The organism is Pseudomonas sp. AC229, from assembly GCF_979254655.1.
Genome location: NZ_CEEDHK010000031.1, coordinates 1 through 9,536 on the forward strand (window position 1 = coordinate 1; position 9,536 = coordinate 9,536).

The window sequence follows — 9,536 nt, forward strand, 5'->3', positions numbered from 1 at the left end:
TGGCGTCCCCTAGGGGACTCGAACCCCTGTTACCGCCGTGAAAGGGCGGTGTCCTAGGCCACTAGACGAAGGGGACACAGGTTGTGCATGACGCACATTTTCCAACCTTCGCTGCGCTTGCGTATTGCCTTACGCTGCGAAGTGGCGCGAATTCTAGGGAGCCTTTTGAGGGTCGTCAACACTTGAGTGAAAATTAATTTAAATCAATGACTTCTGTGTAGAAGCTGGTCGGTGTCTATCCGCAATAGCACATAGGCACTACACTCGCCCGAAACTCCAGTAGTCGAGAGGTTGTAAAGGTGTCCCCACTCGTAATCACTCTACTGATCGTAGCGGGCATCGCGATTCTGTTCGTGATCGGTTACATCAACCATACGGTAGAGAACAGCAAACTGGAGAAGGCCCGTCAGAAGGCCGACTTGGGCGATCGTCTGCGCCGTTGTGCAGACGTTTCCGACTCCCTTCCCGGCCAGTTCATGTCCCCTGCCCTCAAACAGATGCTTAACCGGCTAATGCTGCAATTTGCCGAACGCCTGCTGGCCGTCGACAAGAGCCAAGCCGCCGTCAAAGACCGCGTGGAAGAGCTGCGTGGTCTGATCGGCCAGGGCGATGCGCTGGTGGTGCGTAACCCACCGCAGCCGATCGTCAACGAAGCCAAAGCCAAAGACGTACGCGTGATCCTGGAAATTCTGCACGGCCAGATCACCCGCGCGGCGCAGGACAAACTGCTGCCAACGGCCGAAGCGAAAACCTGGCTGGAAGAGGTGCGGCACATTCTGGTGCAGGTGCATATCGAGCTGTTTACCACCGCCGGTCAGACCGCGATGCAGCAAGGGCAACCCGGCCATGCGCGACTGGCCTTCGAACGCGGCGTGCAGTACATCCGCAAACAACCCGACGCCAAGCGTTATCAAGCACCGCTCAGCACACTGGAAAAACAACTGGCACGGGCCAATGCCATGGTGCTCGAAAGCAACAAGCCGGCAACCGACGAAACCAACGAGCTCAATGAAGGCATCAGCTCGATGGGCGACGAAGACTGGAAGAAAAAGAACATGTACGACTGAGTGTTCTCAGCGCCAACAAAAAGCCCGGCTCGATGCCGGGCTTTTTGTTGGCAGTAGCCGTTGGGCTGCGCTTCGCTTAACCCAACCTACCAAACTCCCTGTGGGAGCGGCTTCAGCCGCGATGCTGTTGAAACCATTGCACCGAATCGGAATGCCGCCCGGCCGCTCTCCCTGGATAGGCGTGTGCCATCAGCACTCAGTCAACCGCAGAAATATCGCCGCCAACGCTTCAATCCCACGCTGATCCGCCTCACTGAAGCGCGCCAGTTTCGGGCTGTCCAAGTCCAACACGCCGATCAGGCGCCCTTCCTTGACCAACGGCACCACCAGCTCACTGTTCGACGCACTGTCACAGGCGATATGTCCAGGGAATTCATGCACATCTTCTACCCGCTGGGTTTGCAGACTAGCCGCCGCTGCACCGCACACGCCTTTGCCGAAGGGAATGCGCACGCAAGCGACCTGACCCTGGAATGGCCCAAGCACCAGTTGCTCCTGTTTATTCAGGTAGAAGCCGGCCCAGTTGAGGTCGTCCAGCTGGGTATAAAGAAACGCGGAAAATTGCGCGGCATTGGCGACGAAGTCGCGCTCATCCGCCAGCAGCGCTTCTAGCTGCGCCGCCAACAGGCCGTAGCCTTCCAGGCCTGCGCCGGTGCTTTGTAAATCAATCACGACTGTTTCTCCAATAATTGCAGCCCAACCCAATTGCGGGCGAACTGATAGGCACAACGGCCGTTACGGTTGCCACGGCTGGTGGCGTAGCGCGCAGCGAGCACGCCGAGCTCTTCGCTCCACGCCCAGTCGAGGTTGGCCTGCTTGGCCAACACACCGATCCAGTGGCGCACCACGTCGTGAAAATGTTCCTGAGTGAACGGGTAGAACGACAGCCATAAGCCGAAGCGATCGGACAGGGCGATTTTGTCTTCAATCGCCTCGCTCGGGTGCAGTTCGCCGTTGACCATTTTGCTGTCGAGGTTGTCGCTCTCTTTCTCCGGCACCAAGTGCCGGCGGTTCGAGGTGGCGTACAGCAGCACGTTTTCTGGCGCCCGCTCCAGCGAGCCGTCGAGCACGCTCTTGAGTACGCGGTAGTCGCCCTCGCCCGCTTCGAACGACAGGTCGTCGCAGAACAACACGAAGCGCTGCGGCAGCTTGGCGATCAGCTCGACAATGCGCGGCAGGTCGGCCAGGTAGTCACGCTCGATCTCGATCAAGCGCAGCCCTTGCCCCGCCAGCTCGGCCAACAGCGCCCGCACCAGCGACGATTTACCGGTGCCCCGCGCGCCCCACAGCAAGGCGTGGTTAGCGGGCAAGCCGGCGACGAATTGGCGGGTGTTGCGGGCTAAGTGATCGCGCTGGGTGTCGACGCCGATCAGGTCGGTCAGGCGCAAGTCGAGGCTGACTTCCAGCGGTTGCAAATAGCCGCCACGGCCTTCGCGATGCCAGCGCGCGGCGACGGTCTGCGACCAGTCCACCTCAACTCGCAAGGTCGGCAACAACGGGTCGAGGCGCGCCAACACCGCGTCGGCACGCTCCAGAAAGGCATTCAAACGGGAGTCCACGATTTACTCCTTTTTTGCGAAGGGAAACTCAATGTGGGCCGGGCAAGCAGCAAATCTATTCAGCTATGCTTGCCCAATGCTCAGAGACGAGGCTGGTTCACGACCTTATGGATATAACGCTCACCCATCGCCTGTCGTTCAAACAGGCCAGCCTGACGGTTCTCGTGGCGTTGATCCTCGGCACCTTGCTCAGCCTGCTGCAGGTGAGCAGCGATTATGCCAGCGAAGACGCCTCGATCAACCGAGAGATACGCGCGCTGTTGGAGATCAGCCATAACCCGGCGACGCGCATCGCCTACAACATCGACACCGAACTGGCGCAGGAACTGGTCGCCGGCCTGCTGCGCTCACCCGCGGTGATCAGCGCGCAAATCATCGACGACACCGGCACCAGCCTGGCCAGCGCCACCCGCTCGCGCATCAACAGCCCCTATCGGATGTTCAGCGACCGGCTGTTCGGCCAGAGCCGTCATTTCGAAGACCCGCTGTTCGTTAACCATTCGCCCACCGAAACCATCGGCCTGCTGCGTCTGGAAGTCGACACCTTCGCCTTTGGCAGCAATTTTCTACGACGCGCGCTGGTCACGCTGCTGAGCGGCTTCGCCTATAGCCTGCTGCTGTCGATGATTTTGCTGGTGGTGTTTTATTTCATGCTGACCAAGCCGCTCACCGACGTGATTCAAGCCATCAGCGCCCGCGACCTGCGCCGGCCGACCCGGCAGAAGCTGCCCTGCCCGTCTGGCCATGAAAACGATGAGATCGGCATTTTGGTCGACGTGACCAACCAGCAACTGTCGAGTTTGTCCGAGGAAGTCGAGCACCGGCGCAAAGCCGAAGACCAGCTCACGCAGTACCTGGGCGAGCTGGAGAACATCATCTCGGCACGCACCAACGAACTCAAAGCCAGCAATACCCGCCTGACCCTTTCCAATCAGGAACTGGAGAGTGCCCGTGCCCGCGCTAACCAGATGGCCCTGGCCCGTGCCACGTTTCTGGCCAACATGAGTCACGAAATCCGCACGCCGCTCAATGGCCTGCTGGGCATGCTCGGTTTGGCGCTGGACAGCCCGTTGAGCGCCGAACAACGGCAACAACTGAGCATCGCCCACAACTCCGGCAAGGTGCTGGTGGAGTTGCTTAACGACATTCTCGATTTGTCCAAATTCGAAGCGGGCCAATTGGAGCTGGAGTCGATTCCGTTCGATTTCGCCACGCTGGTGGAAGACACCGCCAACCTGCTTTCGCAGAACGCCGCCGCCAATGTTGAGCTGACCTGCCTGATCGACCCGCGCCTTCCCGCCCTGCTGCTCGGCGACCCTACGCGGGTTCGGCAAATTGTCAGCAACCTGCTTTCCAACGCCTTGAAGTTCACCCATAACGGCCGCGTCGACATCCGCATCGCCTTCACCGACCCCGGCATCCGCATCACCGTGACCGACAGCGGCATCGGTATCGCGCAAGAAGCGCAAGCGCGCATTTTCCAACCCTTCGCCCAGGCCGGCGTAACCATTACCCGGCAATACGGCGGCACCGGCCTGGGCCTGGCACTCACCCGTCAGTTGTGCGAGGCCATGCACGGCAAGCTGACGCTGAAATCGGTGCTGGGCGCGGGCAGCGAGTTCTGCGTTGAGCTGCCGTTGGCCGCCGCCGCACCACCGGCCTTGCTGCCAGCGCTGAGCGGTCGGGTGGTGGGGCTGTGCGGCGCGCAGACGGGCTTGGCGGAGCTGCTGCAGACGGTTCTGCCGGGTTGGGGGCTGGCGTATCAGCGCCTTGATGACTGCCTGGCGCAGCCGTTGCAAAGTGCCGATTTGGTGATTACCGACCGCGCAGAGGAACTGGCCAACCTGCGCGCGCATTTCGCCCACACGGTGCTGTTTATCAGCGCCTACGGCAGTTTTTTGCCCAGCGACCTGGCCAGCACTTTGGCGCCGGTGCTGCAGTTGCCGCGCCCGCTGTCGCGCGCTGCCCTGCACAAAGCGTTACAGCGTTCTCTTGAACCGGGCGGCGAGCCCGTCTCAACGCCAGCGCCTGCGAACGCGCCGATGCCCTTGGAGCAAAAACGCGTGCTGCTGGTGGAAGACAACGCCGTCAATCAGCTGGTGGCCAAAGGCATGCTGAGCAAAGCCGGCTGCGAGGTGCTGCTGGCTATCAATGGTGTGGAGGCGCTTGAAGTGTTGGAACGCGAGGCCATCGACCTGGTGCTGATGGACTGCAACATGCCGGTGATGGACGGCTATGAAGCGACTCGGCGCATCCGCCAGCAGCCGCGCTGGAGCGATCTGCCGATTATCGCCCTCACCGCCAACGCCCTGCCCGACGAACGCGAGCGGTGCCGAGCGGCCGGCATGAACGACTACCTGGCCAAGCCGTTCCGCCGCGACGAATTGCTCGCGCTACTGAACCAATGGCTGCCCGCTACGGCGCTGTTATAAAGCGATCCAGCAAACCGCCAAGCTGCTCGCGCAGGCCATCGAGTTCGTTTAGATCAAGGCCGCTTTCGCACAACAGTCGCTGCTTGAGCGGCAGCACTTGTGCCTTCAACGCCAGGCCTTCAGCCGTGAGGGCTAAATGCACTTCGCGTTCGTCCCGAGCGCTGCGCTGCCGGACCACCAAGCCCAACTGCTCCAGGCGCTTGAGTAACGGCGTGAGGGTGCCGGAATCCAGCAACAGCCGCTCGCCGAGTGCCTTCACCGTCGGCTGCTCAGGCGGGGTGTGCTGCCATTCCCACAACACCAGCATGGCCAGGTATTGCGGGTAGGTGAGCCCGAGCTGGTCAAGCATTGGCTTATAACCGCGGATCACCGCGCGCGAGGCGGCGTACAGCTTGAAGCACAGCTGCTTGTCGAGCTGCAGCGCGGTGGCGGCGTCGAGTTGCGCCGCCGCAGGCAAAACATCGTGTTGACTCATCGCCCCACGCTCACTTGAGCAACGCTTCGATCTCGCTGGTCAGCTCTTCGGGCTTGGTCAGCGGAGCAAAACGCTTCACCACTTGGCCGTCTTTGCCAATCAGAAACTTGGTGAAATTCCACTTAACGCCCTGGCTGCCGAGCAGACCGGGTGCGCGCTTTTTCAACTGCACGAACAACGGATGGGCGTCGGCGCCATTGACGTCGATTTTCTTGAACAGGGGAAAGCTCACGCCGAAGTTCAGCTCGCAAAACTCCGAGATGGCGCCTTCGTTGCCCGGCTCTTGCTTGCCGAACTGGTTGCAGGGGAAACCGAGAATCACCAGGCCTTGGTCCTTATAGGTCTGCCAGAGCTCTTCCAGACCTTTGTATTGCGGAGTGAAGCCGCATTTGCTGGCGGTGTTCACCACCAAAACAGCCTTGCCGCCGAAGTCGGCCAGGGTTTTCTGCTCACCTTTGATGGTGGTGGCGGGAATGCTGAACAAGGTGTCGCTCATGGGTGCGGGCTCCGCAAATAGGGATGGTCGGGCGACAAGATAGTTAACAATTGAATTGTGTGCAATTTAAATAACCACAACTCGGCCCTGTAGGAGCGGCTTTAGCCGCGATGCTCTTCGCAGCATCGAGGCCAATCGGAATGCCGCTCAGCCGCTCCTACAACTCAGCGCCCTACCTCGGCTCCAACTTCAACGACGCCGAGTTGATGCAATAGCGCATCCCAGTCGGTGGCGGACCGTCCGGAAACAGGTGGCCCAGGTGCGCATCGCACTTGGCGCAGGTCACTTCAATACGGTGCATGCCGTGGCTGAAGTCATCCTTGCTGGCGATCGCCGAATTCGATGCCGGCTGGTAATAGCTCGGCCAGCCGGTGCCGGAATCGAACTTCGCTTCAGAGTCAAACAACGCGGCGCCGCAGCACGCGCAGTGATAGACGCCGGGGGTTTTATCGTCGTGGTATTTGCCGGTGAAGGCACGCTCGGTACCGCCCATGCGGCAAACGTGGAACTGCTCGTCCGAGAGCTCCTCGCGCCAGGCGTCCAGCGGTTTTTCAAGCTTGTCCATGGGGTCACCTCATTGGCTGAAAAAAGCCCGGCCTGTACCTTTTCCCAGGTTCGGGCCACACGTATGATTGCCGCACTTCAAGGTCCGGCAGACAGGTGTTTAGACGCCAGTCTGTCATCCGCGTTACAGGCTGCCAAGCCACGTTGCCCAGTCTCGGGTCAGCGCTTTACTCAGGACGCTCACATGCAGGTCAGCAAATCGAACAAGCTCGCCAACGTCTGCTACGACATTCGCGGGCCCGTGCTCAAGCACGCCAAACGCCTGGAAGAGGAAGGCCATCGCATCCTCAAGCTGAACATCGGCAACCCGGCGCCGTTCGGTTTTGAAGCCCCGGAAGAAATTCTTCAGGACGTCATCCGCAACCTGCCCACCGCCCAAGGCTACAGCGACTCCAAAGGCCTGTTCAGCGCCCGCAAAGCGGTGATGCAGTACTACCAGCAGAAGCAAGTTGAAGGTGTCGGCATCGAAGACATCTACCTGGGCAATGGCGTGTCCGAGCTGATCGTGATGTCGATGCAAGCCTTGCTCAACAACGGCGATGAAGTACTGATTCCCGCGCCCGATTACCCGCTGTGGACGGCCGCTGTGAGCCTGGCCGGTGGCAACCCGGTGCACTACCTGTGCGACGAGCAGGCCAACTGGTGGCCAGACCTGGACGACATCAAGGCCAAGATCACGCCGAACACCAAGGCCATGGTGATCATCAACCCGAACAACCCCACCGGCGCTGTGTACTCCAAAGAAGTGCTCGAAGGCATGGTCGAGCTGGCTCGCCAGCACAACCTGGTGCTGTTCTCGGATGAGATTTACGACAAGATTCTCTACGACGAGGCCGTGCACATCTCCACCGCCTCGCTCGCGCCGGACGTGCTGTGCCTGACCTTTAATGGCCTGTCGAAGTCGTACCGCGTGGCCGGTTTCCGCTCCGGCTGGGTGGCCATCTCCGGGCCGAAGCAAAAGGCCCAAAGTTACATCGAAGGCATCGACATCCTCGCCAACATGCGCCTGTGCGCCAACGTGCCGAGCCAACACGCGATTCAAACCGCGCTGGGCGGCTACCAAAGCATTAATGACTTGGTGTTGCCGCAAGGTCGGCTGTTGGAGCAACGCAATCGCACTTGGGAACTGCTCAACAGCATTCCCGGCGTCAGCTGCGTGAAGCCGATGGGCGCGCTGTATGCCTTCCCGAAAATCGACCCGAAAGTTTGCCCGATCCACAACGACGAGAAATTCGTGCTCGATCTGTTGCTCTCGGAAAAGCTGCTGGTGGTTCAAGGCACCGCTTTTAACTGGCCATGGCCAGACCACTTCCGGGTGGTCACCCTGCCCCGTCTTGACGACCTCGACCAGGCCATCGGGCGCATTGGAAACTTCCTCAAAACCTACAGCCAATAAGCCGCCATGGACCTGCAAATCGACGACTTTTATAAAGATGCCGCAGCAGGCCTCCTGCTGCTGTACCAGGCCTTCCCGCGCAAGGTGGGCCTGTACGTCGAAGACCTGATCGGACGAGAAGAGCCGGACGAATTCGGCCTGCCGAGCAAGCGTCATCAAGCCTGCCTCGGCGCTATGCTGTGGCTGGCTGATGAAGGCTATCTGCGTTATGAATCAACCATTCATTACGACGCGCTCGACCAGGCGGTGCTGAGCGAAAAAGGCTTCCTGCGACTGTCACGCGGCGTTCCCCATGCCGTGGCCGATGGTGACGCTTTGCCGCCCAGTGTTCGCCGTGTGCATTCCACGCTCGCCCATCAGTTGCGAGAGGCGTTGCAACAGCAGCACAGCGAGCGCATCGCACGCCTCACCCGCCTGCTGTTTACCAGCACGCTGACCGGCGCAAACGACACAGTTTGAAATAGTCGACGAGTTGTATAGCGCGGGGGGCCGCCCTTATATACCCCGCACTAGTCGAACGTCTTAGCTCAAAGGAGAAGCCTTACACCATGATGCGCATTCTGTTGTTCATGGCCACCAACCTGGCGGTTCTGTTAATCGCCAGCATCACCCTCAAACTGCTCGGGGTGGACCGCTTCACTGGCCAGAATTACACCAGCTTGCTGGTCTTCTGCGCCGTGTTCGGTTTCGCCGGTTCTCTGGTCTCGTTGTTCCTGTCCAAATGGATGGCGAAGATGAGCACCGGCACTCAAATCATCAGCCAACCGCGCACCCGTCACGAACAGTGGCTGCTGCAAACCGTGGAAGAGCTGTCGCGCAACGCCGGTATCAAAATGCCAGAAGTGGGCATCTTCCCGGCCTACGAATCCAACGCCTTTGCCACCGGCTGGAACCGCAACGATGCGTTGGTCGCTGTTAGCCAGGGTTTGCTCGAGCGGTTCTCGCCAGATGAAGTGAAAGCCGTACTGGCCCACGAAATTGGCCACGTTGCCAACGGCGACATGGTGACCCTGGCGCTGATCCAGGGCGTGGTGAACACCTTCGTTATGTTCTTCGCGCGAATCTTCGGCAACTTCGTCGACAAGGTTCTGCTCAAAAACGAAGAAGGCAACGGCATCGGTTTTTACATCGCCACGTTCTTCGCCGAAATGGTCTTGGGCATTTTGGCCAGCGTGATCGTTATGTGGTTCTCGCGGCACCGGGAATTTCGCGCCGACGAAGCCGGTGCTCGCCTGGCCGGCACCAGCGCGATGATCGGCGCCTTGCAGCGTTTGCGCTCCGAACAGGGCGTGCCGGTGCACATGTCTGAGACCCTGACCGCGTTCGGTATCAACGGTGGCGTGAAAGGCGGCCTCAAGGCCCTGTTCATGACCCACCCGCCGCTGGAAGATCGCATCGCGGCCTTGCAAGCTCGCGGTTAATCGCCACGGCGCAAAAAAGGGCGGCTATAAGCCGCCCTTTTTTATCTCCGTGTCCCGTCCTGAATAAGGTTTACACCTTCTGATTTATTTTCAGGAGGGCTCAATGGATTCGGGGAAAAGGCGCAG

Annotated in this window: 10 protein-coding genes and 1 tRNA gene; 5 read left to right on the forward strand and 6 right to left on the reverse strand. The window is 60.0% G+C overall.

Annotation, left to right across the window (positions count from 1 at the left end; genetic code table 11):
• A tRNA-Glu gene (locus tag AC0IW7_RS24615) sits at positions 1–76 on the reverse strand.
• Between the two features lie 223 nt (positions 77–299).
• Here AC0IW7_RS24615 and AC0IW7_RS24620 point away from each other — a divergent pair.
• Complete coding sequence (locus AC0IW7_RS24620) at positions 300–1,067, forward strand: hypothetical protein (RefSeq protein WP_471821460.1); 768 nt, start codon at positions 300–302, stop codon at positions 1,065–1,067.
• 189 nt (positions 1,068–1,256) lie between these two features.
• On the opposite strand, the gene AC0IW7_RS24625 is transcribed toward AC0IW7_RS24620, so the two are convergent.
• Together AC0IW7_RS24625 and AC0IW7_RS24630 are read right to left on the reverse strand one after the other, a co-directional pair.
• Complete coding sequence (locus tag AC0IW7_RS24625; protein ID WP_463382457.1) at positions 1,257–1,739, reverse strand: GAF domain-containing protein; 483 nt, start codon at positions 1,737–1,739, stop codon at positions 1,257–1,259.
• Positions 1,736–2,626, reverse strand: coding sequence for an ATP-binding protein (locus tag AC0IW7_RS24630; RefSeq protein ID WP_122497949.1), 891 nt, complete (start codon positions 2,624–2,626; stop codon positions 1,736–1,738). Before AC0IW7_RS24630 ends, AC0IW7_RS24625 begins: the two co-directional genes overlap by 4 nt.
• A gap of 65 nt (positions 2,627–2,691) precedes the next feature.
• Between AC0IW7_RS24630 and AC0IW7_RS24635 the strand changes: the two genes are divergently transcribed.
• Positions 2,692–5,058, forward strand: coding sequence for a hybrid sensor histidine kinase/response regulator (locus AC0IW7_RS24635; RefSeq protein ID WP_471821463.1), 2,367 nt, complete (start codon positions 2,692–2,694; stop codon positions 5,056–5,058).
• Here the strand turns inward: AC0IW7_RS24635 and AC0IW7_RS24640 are convergent.
• The 3 genes from AC0IW7_RS24640 to msrB form a co-directional block, all read right to left on the reverse strand.
• On the reverse strand, positions 5,042–5,533 hold the full coding sequence (locus AC0IW7_RS24640; protein ID WP_471821465.1) for a MarR family winged helix-turn-helix transcriptional regulator: 492 nt from the start codon (positions 5,531–5,533) through the stop codon (positions 5,042–5,044). The genes AC0IW7_RS24635 and AC0IW7_RS24640 overlap by 17 nt on opposite strands.
• A gap of 10 nt (positions 5,534–5,543) precedes the next feature.
• Complete coding sequence (locus AC0IW7_RS24645) at positions 5,544–6,029, reverse strand: glutathione peroxidase (RefSeq protein WP_122497943.1); 486 nt, start codon at positions 6,027–6,029, stop codon at positions 5,544–5,546.
• 172 nt (positions 6,030–6,201) lie between these two features.
• Positions 6,202–6,594, reverse strand: coding sequence for a peptide-methionine (R)-S-oxide reductase MsrB (gene msrB, locus AC0IW7_RS24650; RefSeq protein WP_471821467.1), 393 nt, complete (start codon positions 6,592–6,594; stop codon positions 6,202–6,204).
• Between the two features lie 183 nt (positions 6,595–6,777).
• Between msrB and AC0IW7_RS24655 the strand changes: the two genes are divergently transcribed.
• The 3 genes from AC0IW7_RS24655 (at position 6,778) to htpX (ending at position 9,410) form a co-directional block, all read left to right on the forward strand.
• The gene (locus AC0IW7_RS24655) at positions 6,778–7,989 is read left to right on the forward strand and encodes a pyridoxal phosphate-dependent aminotransferase (RefSeq protein WP_122497941.1); all 1,212 of its coding nucleotides are present in this window, start codon (positions 6,778–6,780) and stop codon (positions 7,987–7,989) included.
• Positions 7,990–7,995: 6 nt separating this feature from the next.
• Positions 7,996–8,448, forward strand: coding sequence for a hypothetical protein (locus AC0IW7_RS24660; protein ID WP_471821469.1), 453 nt, complete (start codon positions 7,996–7,998; stop codon positions 8,446–8,448).
• 89 nt (positions 8,449–8,537) lie between these two features.
• Positions 8,538–9,410, forward strand: coding sequence for a protease HtpX (htpX, locus tag AC0IW7_RS24665; RefSeq protein WP_471821471.1), 873 nt, complete (start codon positions 8,538–8,540; stop codon positions 9,408–9,410).
• Positions 9,411–9,536 lie beyond the last annotated feature (126 nt).

Excerpts from the sequence above, each read along its gene's own strand:
- AC0IW7_RS24635 (WP_471821463.1), top strand. The coding sequence starts at position 2,692 with ATGCTTGCCCAATGCTCAGAGACGAGGCTGGTTCACGACCTTATGGAT.
- AC0IW7_RS24640 (WP_471821465.1), bottom strand. The coding sequence starts at position 5,533 with ATGAGTCAACACGATGTTTTGCCTGCGGCGGCGCAACTCGACGCCGCC.
- AC0IW7_RS24645 (WP_122497943.1), bottom strand. The coding sequence starts at position 6,029 with ATGAGCGACACCTTGTTCAGCATTCCCGCCACCACCATCAAAGGTGAG.
- msrB (WP_471821467.1), bottom strand. The coding sequence starts at position 6,594 with ATGGACAAGCTTGAAAAACCGCTGGACGCCTGGCGCGAGGAGCTCTCG.
- AC0IW7_RS24655 (WP_122497941.1), top strand. The coding sequence starts at position 6,778 with ATGCAGGTCAGCAAATCGAACAAGCTCGCCAACGTCTGCTACGACATT.
- AC0IW7_RS24660 (WP_471821469.1), top strand. The coding sequence starts at position 7,996 with ATGGACCTGCAAATCGACGACTTTTATAAAGATGCCGCAGCAGGCCTC.
- htpX (WP_471821471.1), top strand. The coding sequence starts at position 8,538 with ATGATGCGCATTCTGTTGTTCATGGCCACCAACCTGGCGGTTCTGTTA.